Here is a 15,608-nt window from a genome sequence, read left to right as displayed (position 1 = left end):
GCCTCGGTCGATGCGTGCTCGTACCCGCCTGTTGCCTGCGCTCTGTTCGACGCTCGCCCTGACCGCGGCCTGCGCCGGCCCCGGTGGAGTGGAGCTGGGGCACGACTGGCGGGGTGCCACGACCTTCGCGCTGGCGCGGGTCGACGGGCTGGTGACGGTGGTGGGGGTGAATGCGCGGGCGGGGCGGGCGGAGAGTCTGGTGGTCGTGCCGCAACAGGCGGACGACACGGATGCGGTGAGCCCCGGGATCGTCGAACTGGCCGACGGCCGCTGGCTATTGAGCGTCCCCCGGGACGGTGGCGGCCCGGACCGCCGTTACGTGATCAACCGGACGGACCACGTCCTCGACGGCATGGCGGGCGACGAGCGGCTACGGCGTGTGCTCCCGGGGAAGAACCTGGTCGCCGAGGTGCCGGGCCTGCCCGACCGCGCCGGTACGTCCGGCGTCCTGGTCAAGGACCCGTCCGACTGGAGCACCCGGCGTGAGCTGAGGATCCCCGGCACGATCGGGCTCGCCGCGTCGGATCCGGGCGCGGACACGGTCTGCCTGGCCGACGACGACCGACAGGTCTACGCGGTGGACATGCACGACGGCGAGACGACCCCCGTACCCGTCCCCTCGGACCTGGAGATCATGGACCTGGCCTGCCCGTCCGGCCGTCCGGTCGTCGTGGGCGCGCGGTCGTCCGCCTCCGGCCCTCTCCGGACGGACCTCACACGCACCGACACCGCGACGACGGTCTCGGTCGCCGGTGGCCGTCCTGACGCGGTGGCCGCGACCGGTTCCTCGCTCGTGCTCGCGGTGTCGACCGGCGAGGACACGCAGATCGTCGAGCTGGACGCCGTCAGCGGCAAGCAACTGCACCGCGCGCGGGTCGAGGGCGTCGCCGCGGCCCTCGCCCTCGCGCCCACACCGGCGGGCTGGCTCCTCTACACGGAGCGGACGGTCACCCGGGTGGACCTGGCCACCGGCCGGACCAAGCGGTTCGACCTGCCGGGAACCCTGCTGGACGCCTGACCTCAGACCCGCCTGGCGCCGGTGATGGCCTCGCCGATCACAAACCCCTTGGCGGGGCCTTCGGGGACGGTGACCTCGGTGCCGTAGGGGACGCGGTGGATGTCCTCCCAGTCCGCCTTGTCGGGGCGGGGGCGGGTGAAGAGAGTGACGGCGCCCTGACCGTCGTAGTCGTCGACGAGGACGTACACGGGGATGCCTGCGCGCGCGTATTCGCGGCGCTTGCGGACGCGGTCGCGGTCCTGGTTGCGGTCGCCGGGGGAGACGACTTCGACGACGAGGTGGACCGCCTTGGCCAGAACGCCCAGGTGGTCTTCATCCGCGCACGACTCCAAGTCTTCAGGGGCGACAAAGGCGTCCGGGACCCACCCCTTGCGCTGGTGAATGATGTTGGTGTCCTGGTAACACATGTACGCATCGCTGACACTGCTGTGGCAGAAGGACGGCAGCGGTGTTGCCTACGTGGAAGGCAATACCCGGGGCGAGTTGACCGAGGAACCGGACGGAGTCCTGCAGTACCGACTGTCCTACGATCGGCTCAGGGACGTGGCGCTGTCACCGTCTGACTCGCTCGCGTTCATCAGGGACGTACTGGAGGAGTACAGATCATGAAGCACACCCCCGACCTCGGCACCGCCGTGTGGCGCAAGTCGTCCTACAGCGACGGGGGAGACAACAACTGCGTCGAGGTCACCGACGACCACCCCGGCATAGTCCCGGTCCGCGACAGCAAGACCCCGTCGTCCCAGCCGCTGGTCTTCTCGGCGTCGTCGTGGTCCGCGTTCATGGGGGGCGTCAAGGCGGGGCGGGTGTAGTCCCCCTCGGGTGAAGCGGCTGGAAAGGCGGGACGGCGCGGGGACGGTGACCTCGTTATGGTCGTAGACACGGCACGTCGAAGGAGGACATCGATCATGGCTCCCCACGCTGCGGAACTCGGTCCTGACGTCCCCCCCATGCCCGAGCGGACCCCGAAGGCGCTGCGCGAGGCCATTGCGGAGCACACTCCCGAGCTTCTTCCTGACTTCGACGCGCACTGGAAGCGGGCGATCGCCGACGCCTACAACCTCGGGCCGGTGCCTGCGTTCATGGCCCTGTGGTGGGGTGAGTACGCCCTCGCTCGCGACCCCGAGCTGGACGCTCATGTTCGCGACCTCGAGCACCGAGCCGCGTACGAGTGCACAGATATCGCCGAAGCCAAAGCTCTCCTCGAAGAGGCGGCGAGGATTCACCACCAGCTCCAAGAACTGGAGCCCGGCGAGTGACTGATGGGTTCATGGGACCGCCGTGGCAAGCGGATTGGCGGATCGATGCTCTCGCCGGCTTCGAGGCGCTGCCCGACCGTGTTCGTGAGATCGCCCTCGCGGCGCGCTCTGAACTGGTCACGGCGAAAGACCCGTACTTCCGCGGCATCGACGCTGATGCCGGGCTTCCGGAGGGTATGTGGGTCGTGCCGGTCCGGTCCGCTGATCCGAAGGGGCGCCACGTCTGCTTTTTCGACGAGGGAAACGGCTGGCTGAAGTACACCTTCGTCCGCCGAACCGAAGATCCGCAGATCGTGGTCGAAGAGATCTTTTGGCAGGGGCCCGCGTGGGACGAGCCAGCCACGCGTGGCGACGAAGTCTAGGGGCCGAGTCGATTGTCAGTGGTGGCTGGCAGCATGGTGATCATGAGTCGGATCATCTCGTACAGCACGGCTGACAAGGCCCACGTCCTGGCGTTCCTCGGAGCCGCCGGGAACCTCACCTCTGACCAGGAGCGGCGTCTCGGCGCGATGCGTGAGATGGCGCAGCGGAGCCAACTCGCCCTGGAGCAGCAGGACATCGACTGGGGCCTGCCCATACCGGAGGCGCTGGACCACCTCGTGGCCGGCCACGCGAGTTCGGACGCGGAGTACGCGGCGGGTGCCTACTACCGTGCCCTCCAGCACATCATCGACTGCAACGCGTCCGATCCCGCCGACTTCGGCGTGTACTCCAAGCCGTCGACCTTCTTCGGCCTGCTCGACGACGAACTGCGCCGCCTGGGCGTGAGCGCCGATCTGCTGCTGCACGACCACCTGTTCTCCGGCCCGCCCCGGGAGATCCCCTTCTACATCCCCTACCCCTTCGACGGTCCTCACATCGGCATGCTCCCCCTGGCCAAGGCCAAGCCCGCCGCCGATGCCTACCGTGCGGTGCTGGACCGGATGGACGAGAGCTTCCGGTACGACACCCAACAGATCATCGAGAAGCTGGAGTTCGAGCACAGCGAGTGGGAGTACGCCACGAAGAACATCGACTGGTACACCCAGGACACGATGTTCTTCTCCATCACCGGCTGACCGAGGAGCCATGTCGAAGGGAAGCCCGGTTCGACGCCGGGCTTGACTGTCTGCACGCGACAAGCTCGCGGAGACCGTTGACCACGCCCCTTAAGGGACCTCCGGCGGCGGCACCGGTGCCCCCGGCAGGCGTACCGTCGCCACCGTGCCGCCGTTCTCCGCCGGGGTCAGTGACACCGTGCCGCCCGCCTGTTGGATCGTGCGGGCGACGATGGAGAGGCCGAGGCCGGAGCCGGGGAGGGCGCGGGCCGAGGGGGAGCGCCAGAAGCGGTCGAAGACGTGGGGGAGTTCCTCGGCGGGGATGCCGGGGCCGTGGTCGCGGACGGTGAGGACGCCGTCGGCCAGGGACACCTCGACGGTGCCGGCCCCGGGGCTGAACTTCACCGCGTTGTCGAGGATGTTGACCACCGCGCGCTCCAGCGCCGCCGGTTCCGCGCGGACGTACCAGGGCTGGAGGTCGGCCGTGATGGTCAGCTCCGGGCCGCGCAGGCGGGCGCGGCGCAGGGCGGACTCGACGGTGTCCTGCAGCGACACCACCTGGACGCGTTCGCCGCGCTGGCCCTCCGAGCGGGACAGCTCCTGCAAGTCGCCGATCAGGGAGGCGAGTTCGGTCATCTGTGCCTTCACCGACGCCATCAGCGCCTTGCGGTCCTCCGGAGGGATCGGGCGGCCCGTCTCCTCGCTGCGGGTAAGGAGTTCGATGTTCGTGCGGAGGGAGGTGAGGGGGGTGCGCAGTTCGTGGCCGGCGTCCGCGATGAGCTGCTGCTGGAGGTCGCGGGAGCTGGCCAGGGAGGACGTCATCGAGTTGAAGGAGCGGGACAGGCGCGCGACCTCGTCCTCGCTGTCGTCCTCCACGGGGATGCGGACGCTCAGGTCCTCGGTGCGGGCCACGTGTTCGACGGCCTCGGTGAGTTTGTCGACGGGGCGGAGGCCCGCGCGGGCGACGGCGAGTCCCGCGGCTCCCGCGCCGAGGACTCCGACGCCGGAGACGAGGAGGAGGATGAGGGCGAGTTCGTTGAGGGTGGACTTGGTGCTGCTGATGGGCACGGCGATGAGCAGTGCGGTGTCCTTGACGACGTAGTGGCCGTCGGCGCTGTTCACGACCAGGGCGGTGGTCAGCACCCGTACCGGGTTTCCGTCCTTGTCCGTCCCGTTGCGGAGCGCCCCCCGGCCGATCTGCGGGGCCTCGGCCACCTTCCGGTCGCTGCCGGTGACCTTCACCAGGGCCCCGGAGCTGCCGTACAGGCAAGCGGTGCCGTCCGACTGCACGAGCTGGGAGTAGCCCTTGAACCGCGGTCCGAAGACGGCCGCGGCGGAGGGTGACTGTGCGCAGGCGTCCAGGGCGGCGGCCACCGCGGCCTCGGGCTGCGACCGGCCGACGCTCGACTCCAGGTCGTTGTCGAGTTCCTCGTACAGCTTCCCCTGCACGATGAACCAGCACGTCACCGAAACCGCCGCCACCGCGAACGCCACCGCCGCCGCCACCAGCAACGCCAGCCGCGAGCGGATCGGCAGCGCGCGGAAGCGCCGTAGCACTCTTCTCACTCGGCGCCGCCCTGGCGCAGGACGTACCCGACGCCGCGCACGGTGTGGACGAGGCGGGGCTCGCCGCCCGCCTCGGTCTTGCGGCGGAGGTACATGACGTACACGTCGAGGGAGTTCGACGACGGCTCGAAGTCGAAGCCCCAGACGGCCTTGAGGATCTGCTCGCGGGTCAGCACCTGGCGCGGGTGCGCCATGAACATCTCCAGCAGGGTGAACTCGGTACGGGTCAGCTCCACCGGCCGCCCGCCCCGGGTCACCTCCCGCGTCGCGAGGTTCATGCGCAGGTCCGCGAAGGTCAGCGCCTCGTCGTCCTCCGCCGGGCCCGCGCCGGCCGCCGCCGCGTAGGAGCTGCGGCGCAGCAGGGCGCGGACGCGGGCGAAGAGTTCGTCGAGTTCGAAGGGCTTGACCAGGTAGTCGTCGGCGCCCGCGTCCAGTCCGGTGACGCGGTCGCCGACCGTGTCGCGGGCCGTCAGCATCAGGATCGGGGTGGTGTCGCCCGCCCCGCGGATGCGGCGCGCGGCGGTCAGGCCGTCCATCCGGGGCATCTGGATGTCGAGGACCACCAGGTCGGGCCGGTAGGCGATGGCCTTCTCCAGGGCGTCGGCGCCGTCGACGGCGACCTCCGTGTCGTATCCCTCGAAGGCGAGGCTGCGCTGGAGTGCTTCGCGTACGGCCGGCTCGTCGTCGACGATCAGGATGCGCTGGGGGTCACGGTCGCCTTCGGCGGGGCTCATGGCTGCGGGTTCCTCGGGTGCGGAGGGACGGTTCAACGACACCTTCAGCCTCGCATGCCGGTGGCCGGTGCGTTGAGAGGCGGATTTACCCAGGCGGATTACGCGCGGGCCGTCGTACGGCGGCGGGTGCGGCTGCGGGCCGTCGGGCGGCCCGTGGCCAGCTCCGGGGCCCTCGAGGTGACGGGTGCGTGCAGCTCGTACGCCACCTCCAGTGCCAGGGCGAGGCTCGCCGGGTCGGGGTCGGCGACGGTGTGGGAGACCTGCTTGATCATGACGTACCCCTTACTCCTGGGAGCCCGAGCGCAGCTTCGCCAGGTCGGACTTGACGGTGTTGATCGGGATGGCGAAGCCGAGGCCGACGCTGCCGGCGTCGGAGGAGGACGAGGCGGACGCGTACATCGCGGAGTTGATGCCGATGATGTTGCCGCTCATGTCGATCAGCGCGCCCCCGGAGTTGCCGGGGTTCAGGGAGGCGTCGGTCTGGATCGCCTTGTACGTCGTCGTGGACGAGCCGGTGTCGCCGTTGAACTCCTGGCCGCCGAACTCGAACGGCCAGCCGCCGCCCGGCTGCTGTTGCTGCTGGCCCCCGTCGGTGGAGACGGTGACATCGCGGTCGAGCGCCGAGACGATGCCGCTGGTCACGGTGCCGGTCAGGCCCTCGGGGGAGCCGATCGCCACGACCTGGTCGCCCACCTGCACGGCGGAGGAGTCGCCGAGGCTCGCCGCCTTCAGGCCGGAGGCGTTCTCCAGCTTGATCAGCGCGAGGTCCTTGCTGGAGTCGGTGCCGACGACCTGCGCGGTGTACTCCTTGCCGTCGCTGGTCGTCACCTTGATCGTGGAGTCGCCGGCGATGACGTGGTTGTTGGTGACGATCTCACCGTCACCGGTGATGATCACGCCGGACCCGGTCGACTCGCCGGAGCGCGAGGTGGCGTTGATCTCGACGATGCTCGGGCTGACCGCCTCGGCCACGGCCGCGATGTCGCCCTTCTTGCTGGAGGGCACGACGCTGGTGGTGGTGCTCGCGGCGACGGTGTCGCTGCCGGTCAGTTCCTGGACGGCGTACGCGGTGCCGCCGCCCACGGCCGCGGCGACGAGCGCGACGGCGGCGAGGAGGGCGACGGGGCCCCGGGTCCGCTTCCTCGGAGCGGTGGCGACCGGCTGAGCGGGCGGGTACGCCGGCGGGGCGGGCCACTCGGGGTTCACGGGGGAGGAGGTGGACGGGTCCTCGTACTCGCCGCTGCGGCGGAAGCTCTCGGTCATGGAAATGAGCATGTGGCCCGACCATGAGAGCTTCCTGAGCGCTGACTGAGAAGCCCGGCAGAACCGCGTATGCCCGATGTAAGGGCGGTTCTCGGAGCTTGGCGAGGGCTCTCAGGAAACCCTCATGCAGGGGCTTGGGCGCAGCCGCACGACCGCCGCACGACCAGCCGCGAAGGGAACACCTTCAACCGCTCCCGCCGGGATCCGGCCACCCGCAGCCCGTCGTCCAGCACCAGGTCGACCGCTGCCCGCGCCATGGCGGGCCGGTCGCTCGCGACCGTGGTCAGCGGCGGATCCGCCAGCGCCGCTTCCTTGATGTCGTCGAACCCGGCCACCGCCAGCTCACCGGGCACGTCGATACGGAGTTCGCGCGCCGCGCGCAGCACACCGATGGCCTGGTCGTCGGTGGAGCAGAAGATCGCCGGGGGGCGCCGGGGGCCGGAGAAGAGGTCGAGCGCTATCCGGTAGGCGTCGTACCGGTTGTACGGCGCCTCGAACAGCCGCCCCTCGGTGGGCACGCCGGCCGCCTCCATCGCGCGCCGCCAGCCCTCGACGTGGTCGGAGACCGGGTCGCCGACCGACGGGGTCTCGGCGGTGCCGCCCATACAGGCCACGTACTCGTAGCCGTGCTCCAGCAGGTGCTGTACGGCGAGCTGCGCGCCGCCCAGGTCGTCCGTGACGACGGCGACGTCGTCGATCGCCTCGGGACGCTCGTGCAGCAGCACCACGCGCGCGTCCCAGGCCTCGATCTCCGCCGCGGCGAGGTCGTTCAGCGCGTGGCTGACGAGGATCAGCCCGGAGACCCGCATGCCGAGAAAGGCTCTCAGATAGTGGACCTCGCGCTCACCGATGTAGTCGGTGTTGCCGACGAGGACCATCTTTCCGCGCTCGGAGGCGGCCTGCTCGACCGCGTGCGCCATCTCCCCGAAGAAGGGCTGGCGCGCGTCCGGGATGATCAGGCCTATGAGATCCGTGCGCCGCGATGCCATCGCCTGGGCGACCCGGTCCGGCCGGTACCCCAGTTCCTTGATCGCGGCGAGGACACGCTCGCGCGTGGCCGGGGCGACCGGCCGGGGTCCGTTGTTGATGACATAGCTGACGACGGCAGTGGAGGTCCCTGCCAGCCGCGCCACATCATCCCGAGTCACCTTGGCCACGCGCGGAGTCTACGCGGATGGACCCGCCCTGGGCAGGGCGTACGGGGGCTTCCCTGTGCCCCCATACCCCCGCCGAGCGCCGTCTAGGCGTCCGCGCTGACCTCGGTGGCGTCCAGAGCGGCCGTCTCGTCCGCATCCTCCGGCTTTGGCCGGTCCGACTTGGCCCGCGCCTCCTCGGCGGAACGGTCCCCCTTCTCGGGAGTAACGAATCGATAACCGACGTTCCGGACGGTTCCGATCAGCGACTCGTGCTCGGGGCCGAGCTTGGCGCGCAGGCGTCGTACGTGCACGTCGACCGTTCGGGTGCCGCCGAAGTAGTCGTAGCCCCAGACCTCCTGCAGCAGCTGGGCGCGGGTGAAGACGCGGCCCGGGTGCTGGGCGAGGTACTTCAGGAGCTCGAACTCCTTGAAGGTCAGGTCCAGGACGCGGCCCTTGAGCTTGGCGCTGTAGGTGGCCTCGTCGACCGACAGGTCGCCGTTGCGGATCTCCATGGGGGAGTCGTCGTTGACGATCTGCTGGCGGCCCATGGCCAGGCGCAGGCGTGCCTCGACCTCGGCGGGGCCCGCGGTGTCGAGCAGGACGTCGTCGATGCCCCAGTCGGCGGTGACGGCGGCGAGGCCGCCCTCGGTGACGACCAGGATGAGCGGGCAGCCGGGGCCGGTGGAGCGCAGCAGCTGGCACAGGCTGCGCACCTGCGGCAGGTCACGGCGGCCGTCGATGAGGATGACGTCGGCGCCGGGGGTGTCGACGAGGGCGGGGCCTTCCGCCGGTGCCACTCGCACGTTGTGCAGGAGCAGGCCGAGGGCCGGGAGCACCTCCGTCGACGGCTGGAGGGCATTGGTCAGGAGCAGCAGAGAACTCATACGTCTGGTTCCTCCTCGGTCCCTGCGAGGACGTTTGCGGCACAGCGGTAGTGCGTTGACTGCTCTGCGCGCCCGGGGGCCCTGTACACCGGCGGTTTCCCGCGTCGTATACAACGCTTCCGAAAGCACAAAAGGACCCGGGGGCTTCACTGCCCGAGTCCTCTGCCCAGCAGAATAGCCCACATGACAACGGGTCCGGCAGGTCATGTGGCGCGTTCGACGGCTGTTCCGAACTCTGAGACGAGCAGACGCACCCCTAAGCGGACGTTTCTGTACACGGACGACGGGGTGACGATCGATTCCGTATACGACCCGGGTGCGGTCGTATACGACACCGGGGCGCCGCCCTCCGGCGACCTGGCGTTCGTGATCGCGCACGGCTTCACCGGCGACGCGGACCGGCCGCACGTACGGCGGATCGCGGGGGCGTTCGCGCAGTACGGGGCCGTGGTCACGTTCTCCTTCCGGGGACACGGCCGGTCGGGCGGGCGGTCCACGGTGGGGGACCGGGAGGTGCTCGACCTGGCCGCGGCGGTGGCCTGGGCGCGCGAACTCGGGCACACGCGTGTGGCGACCGTCGGCTTCTCCATGGGCGGCTCGGTGGTGCTGCGGCACGCGGCGCTGTACGGGCGGCACGGGGCGGGGCGGGGTCCGGAACCCGGTTCGGAGCGTGAGGGGCGCACGGAAGCGCATACGGATGCGGTGGTTTCGGTGAGCGCACCCGCTCGCTGGTACTACCGGGGCACGGCCCCTATGCGCCGGCTCCACTGGCTGGTAATGCGCCCCGAGGGCCGCCTCGTCGGCCGCTACGGACTCCGTACCCGCATCCACCACCGCGAGTGGGATCCCGTCCCGCTGTCCCCGGTCCAGGCGGTGCCGCGCATCGCGCCGACGCCCCTGCTGATCGTGCACGGCGACCGGGACGGCTACTTCCCCGTCGACCACCCGCGCATGCTGGCCGAGGCGGCCGACGGCCACGCCGACCTCTGGCTGGAGCCGGGCATGGGGCACGCCGAGCACGCGGCCGCCGACGACCTGCTGGCCCGCATCGGGGACTGGGCCGTCGGCCGGGCGGGCTAGCCTGAACGCTGTCCACCGTCGGATTGATTGAGGAACCAGATGGCAAAGGTCACGGTGCGCTACTGGGCCGCCGCGAAGGCCGCGGCCGGGGTCGCCGAGGAGCCGTACGACGCGGCCACGCTCGCCGACGCGCTCGCCGCGGTGCGCGAGCGACACCCCGGGGAACTGACGCGCGTGCTGCAGCGGTGCTCCTTCCTCATCGACGGTGACCCCGTGGGCACCCGCGGACATGAGACGGTACGGCTGGCCGACGGCGGCACGGTCGAGGTGCTTCCGCCGTTCGCAGGAGGGTGAGCGATGACCAACCAGCCGTACGAGGGGCAGCAGTACCCGCAGGGCAACGAGGGGTACCAGCCGTACCAGGGGTACGAGCCGTACCAGCAGCAGTACCCGGCACCGCAGCAGGGGTACGAGGATCCGCAGCACACCCAGCAGTGGCAGGGGCAGACCTGGGAGACGCAGCTGCAGGCACCGGTCGCGCCGGTGGCCGCGGACACGGCGTACCTGCCGCCGCAGGGGTACGACGCGGGCGCCTACGCACACCCGCACCCGCACCCGCACCCGCAGCCGCAGCCGCAGCCGTACTCGCAGCCGCAGTCCCAGCCCCAGCCAATCCCTGAGCCCCAGCCAATCCCCGATCCCCAGCCGGCCGCTCCCTCGCCCGCCGACTACGGCCCCGCCACCCTCGGCGGCAACGCCCGGGTCACCGACGCACAGCGCGCCCGCCTCGAAGGGCGTTCCCCGATCATCGAACCCGGCATGCAGCCGGCCGCGCTCACGGCGCTGCTGGGGCTGCTGCTGTCGGGCGCGGCGGCGGTCGGCACGTACGCCCTGCTCCTCCCGCTCGTCGTCCTGCAGGCCGTCACCGCGGCCGGCTGGTTCCGGCTGAACGGCATGTGGCCGGCCCGGCAGGGCATCGCGCTGGCCTTCCTCGGCGCGCTCACGGCGGACGCGGCGCTGCTGGCGTCCGACCGCGCGCCCTCGGCGATCCTCGGCACGCTCGGCGTCTGGGTCCTGCTCTCCCTGGTCCTCCAGCTCCGTTCCCACGCCGACCCCGACGAGCGGATGTACGGCCTGATGGCGACGGTCGCCTCGGCGGCGCTGGCCATCCTGGCGGCGGGCCACCTGGCGGCCGAGGCGGATGCGGTGACGGTGGGCGCCGCGGCGGTCGCGGTGGCCGTCCTCGCCCGTGCGCTGCCCCTGCCGACGGCGGCCTCCGTGATCGTCTCGCTGCTCGCCGCTGCGGGTGCGGGCATCGCCGTCGGCGGGATGACGGGGCTGGGTTCGGACGGCGCGCTGCTGGGCGCGGGCGCGGCGGTCTGCGCCCTGATCGGCCACCGGGTCGCCAGCTACGACTACCCGTCGAGGTTCGTCCACTTCACCGCGGGCGTGGCCCTGCCCCTCGCAGCGGCAGCACCAGCGGTGTACCTCCTGGGCCGCGCACTGACATAGCCCCCGAAGGGGCGCGGAGAACTGCCCACCCGCACCCGCCCGCGCGGATTCGGCCACGCTCCGCCGGCAGTTGGGGGCACGCTGCCGCGCCCTATAGGGGCGCGGGGAACTGCGCGACCGCCCCCACGCACCCGCACCCGCCGGCGTGGAGTCGGCCACGCTCCGCTGGCGGGCGGGGGGCAGGCTGCCGCGCCCTATAGGGGCGCGGGGAACTGCGCGACCGGCCCCCACGCACCCGCACCCGCCGGCGTGGAGTCGGCCACGCTCCGCTGGCGGGCGGGGGGCAGGCTGCCGCGCCCTATAGGGGCGCGGGGAACTGCGCGACCGGCCCCCACACACCCGCACCCGCCCACCCGAAGCCACCCACCCGCACCCGCCCACCCCTGTCACAGGTGATCGACAATCACGCGGTCGACGCACACCGCAGGGTTACGCTCGCCGAAGGCGGCCACCCGGTCGTCAGTGACCGCCTAGGTGGGGGAACACCGGAACATGCGCGCACTGCGGATAACGCTGATCGTTGTCGTCGTCCTCGGCGGACTCTTCGTGCTCGCCGACCGTCTCGCCGTCGGCTTCGCGGAGGGCGAGGCCGCGGACCGGCTGAGGACGACGGAGAACCTGGCGGCCACCCCGGACGTGTCCATCAAGGGCTTTCCCTTCCTCACCCAGGTCGTCAGCGGGGAGCTGGACGACGTCGAGGTCGGGATAGAGGACTACGAGGCCACCGCGGGCGCCAACGGCGAGACGATCCGCATCGACGGGCTCAGGGCGAACATGAAGGGCGTCGCGTTCTCCGGCGACTACAGCTCCGCCACCGCGGCCACCGCCACCGGCACCGCCTCCATCACCTACGACGAGCTGCTCAAGACCGCCAAGTCCGAGCCCACGGAGGTCGGTCCGGGCGTCACGGCCAGTGTCGTGGGCCTGTCCGACGGCGGTGGCGGCAGGATCAGGGTCGCCGTCGAGGCCACCGTGCTCGGCGTGAAGCTGCCCAACCCGGTGTACGTGCTCAGCTCGGTGACGGTGGAGGGCGACACGGTCAAGGTGCACGCCGACTCGCTGCCCAGCTTCGGCGGTGTCGAGATCGCCGAGTCCCGGGCCCGCGACATCACCGACTTCGAGCAGAAGATCGACGGACTCCCCGGCGGCATCCGGCTGGACAAGGTCGAGGCCGCGAAGAACGGCGTGGAGATCACCGTGAAGGGTTCGAACGTCCGCCTCGCGGGGTAGTACGGCAGCCGGACACCGGCTTCTCCGGCCAGTACGGCGGCCCGGACCCCGTCCATGGACACCGACCGTCCGAAAGGCGAGACGCCGCCGTCCGCACCGTAGCTGTGACGACGGATACATCCCCACGGAAGCCGTGCGGCGACCGCTTCGACGCTGATCCATTCCCACATCGCGGACGATCGCGTCTCAGAATGCGACACGCCGGTGACACGCCCGCCTGTCCGTCCCTACGATCGGCAGCTATGAAGCGACAGGCGGATCTCACGAAGCGGCGGGCAGTAGACCTGTGCCGCGTCGCCGCCATGCTCTGTCGCCCCTTCTGACGCGAGCGCACCGACGCCTCGCTTTCACCGCCGCCCTGCCCTGGGCACCCGTGCGCCGTCCGCACCCGGACCGCGCCGACCTCTCACCCTGCACACCCCGCCGCAACTGCCCCGGAGGAGAACGAGCATGAGCCGCAGCGACGTCCTGGTCGACGCCGACTGGCTCCAGGAGCACCTGGACGACAGCAACATCGCGATCGTGGAGGTGGACGAGGACACGTCCGCCTACGAGAAGAACCACATCAAGAACGCGATCCGCATCGACTGGACCAAGGACCTGCAGGACCCGGTCCGCCGCGACTTCATCGACCAGGAGGGCTTCGAGAAGCTCCTGTCGGCGAAGGGCATCGCCAACGACACGCTGGTGATCCTCTACGGCGGCAACAACAACTGGTTCGCGTCCTACGCCTACTGGTACTTCAAGCTCTACGGCCACGAGAACGTCAAGCTCCTCGACGGCGGCCGCAAGAAGTGGGAGCTGGACGCCCGCGAGCTGGTCGACGGCACCGACGTCCCGCAGCGCCCGGCCACCGAGTACAAGGCCAAGCCGCAGGACACCTCCATCCGCGCCTTCCGCGACGACGTCGTGGCCGCCATCGGCGCGCAGAACCTGGTCGACGTGCGCTCGCCCGACGAGTTCTCCGGCAAGCTGCTGGCCCCGGCCCACCTGCCGCAGGAGCAGTCGCAGCGTCCGGGCCACGTCCCGTCGGCCCGCAACATCCCGTGGTCGAAGAACGCCAACGACGACGGCACCTTCAAGTCGGACGACGAGCTCAAGGCCCTCTACGCCGAGGAGCAGGTCGACCTGGCCAAGGACACCATCGCCTACTGCCGCATCGGCGAGCGCTCCGCGCTGACCTGGTTCGTCCTGCACGAGCTGCTGGGCGTGGAGAACGTCAAGAACTACGACGGCTCCTGGACCGAGTACGGCTCCCTCGTCGGCGTGCCGATCGAGCTCGGCGCCAACAAGTAATCCCGACCTTCAACACCCCCAGGAGAACATCATGTGCGGAGCGAAGGCCGGCGGCCCCGACGCCTCGACGATCAAGCCCGGTGAGACCACCATCCAGGGCCAGGTGACCAAGGACGGCGAGCCGGTGGTCGGCTACGTCCGTCTGCTGGACTCGACCGGCGAGTTCACCGCGGAGGTCCCCACCTCCGCCACGGGCCAGTTCCGCTTCTACGCGGCCGAGGGCACCTGGACCGTCCGGGCGCTCGTCCCCGGCGGCAGCGCGGACCGTACCGTCGTCGCCCAGCAGGGCGGCCTGGCGGAGGTCGCGATCGCCGTCTGACGCGGCACCTCATGAACGGCTGAAGGGCCGCACCCCACGGGTTGGACGCCAGGGGGTGCGGCCCTTCAGCCATCTCCGTCCCGCGCCGGCCTCCGGTTCGTCGGCCCCGGTCGCCGCCGGTCGGAATCGTCCTACGCTGGACTCATGTACGCGCGGCGGCGCCACCTCTACTTCGTCATGATGGGCACGTGCCTCACGCTCTTCGTCGTGGCCTGCGCTGTCGTACGCCTGTGGTCCGTGCCGGTCGCCGTCGGCATGTGCCTGGTGGCGATGGTCATCCCGCCGCTCGCCGCGATGGTCGCCAACCGCCGCGGCCCCGAGGACCGCTGGTGGGACGACCCGTCCGGCGACCCGAAGTCCGACGAGTGGTGGGACGAACTGGACGGCAAGCGGCGACGGCAGTAAGAAGGCGCGTATGTCGCCCACGAGGCTTTCCACGGTGGTGCTCGACGCGCCCGACGCGCGTGCACTCGCCGACTTCTACCTCCGCCTGCTCGGGTACGTCGTACGCGCCGAGGAGCGCGACTGGGTGCTCGTCGGACCGCCCGGCGGAGGCACCGGCCTGGCCTTCCAGACCGAGCCCGGGTACGTGCCGCCCCTCTGGCCCGGCCGCAAGCCCGGCGACCAGCAGATGATGCTGCACCTGGACATCGAGGTCGACGACCTGGAGAGCGAGACCGCGCGGGCCCTCGCGGAAGGGGCGCGGCTCGCCGAGTACCAGCCGCAGGACGACGTACGGGTGCTGTTCGACCCGGCGGGCCATCCGTTCTGCCTGTGGACGGCCGCGTCTCAGTAGACGAGCGCCTGCGCGTCGTCCGCCGTCGCCTCCTGCACGAACACCTGCGCACCCGCGATCCGTACGCCCTCGATGACGTCCTTCTCCGTGATGTCCCGGCGGGCCGCGCACTGCGTGCACAGGGTGAGGGTGCCGCCCGCGAGGACGGACTCGACCAGGTCGGGCAGCGGGGCCGCGTGCGGCAGCTCGAACTCGGCGGCCCGCCCCGGCAGGGCGAACCACGCGGACTCACCGGTCAGCCACAGCGACACCTCGACACCGCTGGCCACGGCCACCGCGGCCACCGTGAACGCCTGCGAGCACCGCTCGGGGGCGTCCGCCCCGGCCGTCACCTTGATCACGAGCTTCTTCGCCATGACCGAATCGTAATCAACCCCGTCTCCCTTCGGCCGCCGCCGGAGCCGACCTCGCCCGGTGGTCCGGAGCCCGGCCGCGTAAGCTGGGCCCCGGCCCTGTGCAATCGCCCGTACGCTCATCAAGGAGCAACCCGTGATCCTCTTCTTCGAGATCCTGCTGGTTCTGGTCGCCGTCGGCGTCC

22 protein-coding genes are annotated in these 15,608 nt (G+C 70.9%); 14 read left to right on the top strand and 8 right to left on the bottom strand.

Annotation, left to right across the window (positions count from 1 at the left end; genetic code table 11):
* Positions 1-10: 10 nt before the first annotated feature.
* A complete protein-coding gene (locus ICC28_RS17180; protein ID WP_188289441.1) occupies positions 11-1,018 on the top strand; it encodes a hypothetical protein in 1,008 nt (335 codons plus the stop codon).
* Between the two features lie 2 nt (positions 1,019-1,020).
* Here the strand turns inward: ICC28_RS17180 and ICC28_RS17175 are convergent, their stop codons facing one another.
* Positions 1,021-1,425 carry a Uma2 family endonuclease gene (locus ICC28_RS17175; protein ID WP_188289440.1) on the bottom strand — a complete coding sequence of 135 codons (405 nt, stop codon included), beginning with the start codon at positions 1,423-1,425 and terminating at the stop codon, positions 1,021-1,023.
* On the opposite strand from ICC28_RS17175, the gene ICC28_RS17170 reads away from it, so the two are divergent.
* The 5 genes from ICC28_RS17170 (at position 1,424) to ICC28_RS17150 (ending at position 3,335) form a co-directional block, all read left to right on the top strand.
* Positions 1,424-1,627, top strand: a complete 204-nt coding sequence (locus ICC28_RS17170; RefSeq protein WP_317454034.1) for a Scr1 family TA system antitoxin-like transcriptional regulator — start codon at positions 1,424-1,426, stop codon at positions 1,625-1,627. The two genes, ICC28_RS17175 and ICC28_RS17170, sit on opposite strands and share 2 nt — an antisense overlap.
* The gene (locus tag ICC28_RS17165; protein WP_188289439.1) at positions 1,624-1,830 is read left to right on the top strand and encodes a DUF397 domain-containing protein; all 207 of its coding nucleotides are present in this window, start codon (positions 1,624-1,626) and stop codon (positions 1,828-1,830) included. The genes ICC28_RS17170 and ICC28_RS17165 overlap by 4 nt, the downstream gene beginning before the upstream one ends.
* Before the next feature lie 96 nt (positions 1,831-1,926).
* Complete coding sequence (locus tag ICC28_RS17160) at positions 1,927-2,277, top strand: DUF6247 family protein (protein WP_188289438.1); 351 nt, start codon at positions 1,927-1,929, stop codon at positions 2,275-2,277.
* The gene (locus tag ICC28_RS17155) at positions 2,274-2,639 is read left to right on the top strand and encodes a hypothetical protein (RefSeq protein ID WP_188289437.1); all 366 of its coding nucleotides are present in this window, start codon (positions 2,274-2,276) and stop codon (positions 2,637-2,639) included. The genes ICC28_RS17160 and ICC28_RS17155 overlap by 4 nt, the downstream gene beginning before the upstream one ends.
* Before the next feature lie 42 nt (positions 2,640-2,681).
* Positions 2,682-3,335, top strand: coding sequence for a hypothetical protein (locus ICC28_RS17150; protein ID WP_188289436.1), 654 nt, complete (start codon positions 2,682-2,684; stop codon positions 3,333-3,335).
* A 90-nt stretch (positions 3,336-3,425) separates the two neighbouring features.
* Here ICC28_RS17150 and ICC28_RS17145 read toward each other — a convergent pair whose 3' ends face one another.
* The 6 genes from ICC28_RS17145 to ICC28_RS17120 all read right to left on the bottom strand — a co-directional run bounded on the left by ICC28_RS17145 (position 3,426) and on the right by ICC28_RS17120 (position 8,897).
* Positions 3,426-4,880 (bottom strand): sensor histidine kinase, encoded by a 1,455-nt coding sequence (locus ICC28_RS17145; protein WP_188289435.1) that lies wholly within the window; start codon positions 4,878-4,880, stop codon positions 3,426-3,428.
* The gene (locus tag ICC28_RS17140; protein WP_188289434.1) at positions 4,877-5,614 is read right to left on the bottom strand and encodes a response regulator transcription factor; all 738 of its coding nucleotides are present in this window, start codon (positions 5,612-5,614) and stop codon (positions 4,877-4,879) included. Before ICC28_RS17140 ends, ICC28_RS17145 begins: the two co-directional genes overlap by 4 nt.
* A gap of 98 nt (positions 5,615-5,712) precedes the next feature.
* On the bottom strand, positions 5,713-5,886 hold the full coding sequence (locus tag ICC28_RS17135; protein WP_188289433.1) for a hypothetical protein: 174 nt from the start codon (positions 5,884-5,886) through the stop codon (positions 5,713-5,715).
* Positions 5,887-5,896: 10 nt separating this feature from the next.
* Positions 5,897-6,877, bottom strand: a complete 981-nt coding sequence (locus tag ICC28_RS17130; protein ID WP_188289432.1) for a S1C family serine protease — start codon at positions 6,875-6,877, stop codon at positions 5,897-5,899.
* A 122-nt stretch (positions 6,878-6,999) separates the two neighbouring features.
* The gene (locus ICC28_RS17125; RefSeq protein ID WP_188289431.1) at positions 7,000-8,034 is read right to left on the bottom strand and encodes a LacI family DNA-binding transcriptional regulator; all 1,035 of its coding nucleotides are present in this window, start codon (positions 8,032-8,034) and stop codon (positions 7,000-7,002) included.
* Between the two features lie 83 nt (positions 8,035-8,117).
* Positions 8,118-8,897, bottom strand: coding sequence for a winged-helix domain-containing protein (locus ICC28_RS17120; protein ID WP_188289430.1), 780 nt, complete (start codon positions 8,895-8,897; stop codon positions 8,118-8,120).
* 183 nt (positions 8,898-9,080) lie between these two features.
* Between ICC28_RS17120 and ICC28_RS17115 the strand changes: the two genes are divergently transcribed.
* The 8 genes from ICC28_RS17115 to ICC28_RS17080 all read left to right on the top strand — a co-directional run bounded on the left by ICC28_RS17115 (position 9,081) and on the right by ICC28_RS17080 (position 15,070).
* Complete coding sequence (locus tag ICC28_RS17115) at positions 9,081-9,977, top strand: alpha/beta hydrolase (RefSeq protein WP_188289429.1); 897 nt, start codon at positions 9,081-9,083, stop codon at positions 9,975-9,977.
* Between the two features lie 39 nt (positions 9,978-10,016).
* Positions 10,017-10,271 (top strand): MoaD/ThiS family protein, encoded by a 255-nt coding sequence (locus ICC28_RS17110; RefSeq protein WP_188289428.1) that lies wholly within the window; start codon positions 10,017-10,019, stop codon positions 10,269-10,271.
* 3 nt (positions 10,272-10,274) lie between these two features.
* Positions 10,275-11,429: a hypothetical protein gene (locus ICC28_RS17105; protein WP_188289427.1), complete on the top strand. Its 1,155-nt coding sequence runs from the start codon at positions 10,275-10,277 to the stop codon at positions 11,427-11,429.
* Between the two features lie 492 nt (positions 11,430-11,921).
* On the top strand, positions 11,922-12,659 hold the full coding sequence (locus tag ICC28_RS17100; protein ID WP_188289426.1) for a DUF2993 domain-containing protein: 738 nt from the start codon (positions 11,922-11,924) through the stop codon (positions 12,657-12,659).
* 450 nt (positions 12,660-13,109) lie between these two features.
* Positions 13,110-13,955: a sulfurtransferase gene (locus ICC28_RS17095; RefSeq protein ID WP_188289425.1), complete on the top strand. Its 846-nt coding sequence runs from the start codon at positions 13,110-13,112 to the stop codon at positions 13,953-13,955.
* A 31-nt stretch (positions 13,956-13,986) separates the two neighbouring features.
* Entirely contained in the window at positions 13,987-14,274 is a 288-nt protein-coding gene (locus tag ICC28_RS17090; RefSeq protein ID WP_188289424.1) for a DUF1416 domain-containing protein, read from the top strand.
* A gap of 144 nt (positions 14,275-14,418) precedes the next feature.
* Positions 14,419-14,679: a DUF3099 domain-containing protein gene (locus ICC28_RS17085; protein WP_188289423.1), complete on the top strand. Its 261-nt coding sequence runs from the start codon at positions 14,419-14,421 to the stop codon at positions 14,677-14,679.
* A gap of 10 nt (positions 14,680-14,689) precedes the next feature.
* Positions 14,690-15,070, top strand: coding sequence for a VOC family protein (locus tag ICC28_RS17080; protein WP_188289422.1), 381 nt, complete (start codon positions 14,690-14,692; stop codon positions 15,068-15,070).
* Here ICC28_RS17080 and ICC28_RS17075 read toward each other — a convergent pair.
* Positions 15,064-15,426: a DsrE family protein gene (locus ICC28_RS17075; RefSeq protein ID WP_188289421.1), complete on the bottom strand. Its 363-nt coding sequence runs from the start codon at positions 15,424-15,426 to the stop codon at positions 15,064-15,066. The two genes, ICC28_RS17080 and ICC28_RS17075, sit on opposite strands and share 7 nt — an antisense overlap.
* Positions 15,427-15,608: the final 182 nt, after the last annotated feature.

The organism is Streptomyces sp. TRM68416 (assembly GCF_014596915.1).
GTDB lineage: Bacteria > Actinomycetota > Actinomycetes > Streptomycetales > Streptomycetaceae > Streptomyces.
The sequence above is the reverse complement of the archived record's forward strand: the minus strand, read 5'-3'. Positions and strand labels throughout refer to the sequence as shown.

What these genes read in the sequence shown, in the direction of transcription:
- ICC28_RS17180 (WP_188289441.1), top strand. Translation starts at nt 11, where the DNA reads ATGCGTGCTCGTACCCGCCTGTTGCCTGCGCTCTGTTCGACGCTCGCC.
- ICC28_RS17170 (WP_317454034.1), top strand. Translation starts at nt 1,424, where the DNA reads ATGTACGCATCGCTGACACTGCTGTGGCAGAAGGACGGCAGCGGTGTT.
- ICC28_RS17175 (WP_188289440.1), bottom strand. Translation starts at nt 1,425, where the DNA reads ATGTGTTACCAGGACACCAACATCATTCACCAGCGCAAGGGGTGGGTC.
- ICC28_RS17165 (WP_188289439.1), top strand. Translation starts at nt 1,624, where the DNA reads ATGAAGCACACCCCCGACCTCGGCACCGCCGTGTGGCGCAAGTCGTCC.
- ICC28_RS17160 (WP_188289438.1), top strand. Translation starts at nt 1,927, where the DNA reads ATGGCTCCCCACGCTGCGGAACTCGGTCCTGACGTCCCCCCCATGCCC.
- ICC28_RS17150 (WP_188289436.1), top strand. Translation starts at nt 2,682, where the DNA reads ATGAGTCGGATCATCTCGTACAGCACGGCTGACAAGGCCCACGTCCTG.
- ICC28_RS17140 (WP_188289434.1), bottom strand. Translation starts at nt 5,614, where the DNA reads ATGAGCCCCGCCGAAGGCGACCGTGACCCCCAGCGCATCCTGATCGTC.
- ICC28_RS17135 (WP_188289433.1), bottom strand. Translation starts at nt 5,886, where the DNA reads ATGATCAAGCAGGTCTCCCACACCGTCGCCGACCCCGACCCGGCGAGC.
- ICC28_RS17130 (WP_188289432.1), bottom strand. Translation starts at nt 6,877, where the DNA reads ATGACCGAGAGCTTCCGCCGCAGCGGCGAGTACGAGGACCCGTCCACC.
- ICC28_RS17120 (WP_188289430.1), bottom strand. Translation starts at nt 8,897, where the DNA reads ATGAGTTCTCTGCTGCTCCTGACCAATGCCCTCCAGCCGTCGACGGAG.
- ICC28_RS17115 (WP_188289429.1), top strand. Translation starts at nt 9,081, where the DNA reads ATGACAACGGGTCCGGCAGGTCATGTGGCGCGTTCGACGGCTGTTCCG.
- ICC28_RS17110 (WP_188289428.1), top strand. Translation starts at nt 10,017, where the DNA reads ATGGCAAAGGTCACGGTGCGCTACTGGGCCGCCGCGAAGGCCGCGGCC.
- ICC28_RS17105 (WP_188289427.1), top strand. Translation starts at nt 10,275, where the DNA reads ATGACCAACCAGCCGTACGAGGGGCAGCAGTACCCGCAGGGCAACGAG.
- ICC28_RS17100 (WP_188289426.1), top strand. Translation starts at nt 11,922, where the DNA reads ATGCGCGCACTGCGGATAACGCTGATCGTTGTCGTCGTCCTCGGCGGA.
- ICC28_RS17095 (WP_188289425.1), top strand. Translation starts at nt 13,110, where the DNA reads ATGAGCCGCAGCGACGTCCTGGTCGACGCCGACTGGCTCCAGGAGCAC.
- ICC28_RS17090 (WP_188289424.1), top strand. Translation starts at nt 13,987, where the DNA reads ATGTGCGGAGCGAAGGCCGGCGGCCCCGACGCCTCGACGATCAAGCCC.
- ICC28_RS17085 (WP_188289423.1), top strand. Translation starts at nt 14,419, where the DNA reads ATGTACGCGCGGCGGCGCCACCTCTACTTCGTCATGATGGGCACGTGC.
- ICC28_RS17080 (WP_188289422.1), top strand. Translation starts at nt 14,690, where the DNA reads ATGTCGCCCACGAGGCTTTCCACGGTGGTGCTCGACGCGCCCGACGCG.
- ICC28_RS17075 (WP_188289421.1), bottom strand. Translation starts at nt 15,426, where the DNA reads ATGGCGAAGAAGCTCGTGATCAAGGTGACGGCCGGGGCGGACGCCCCC.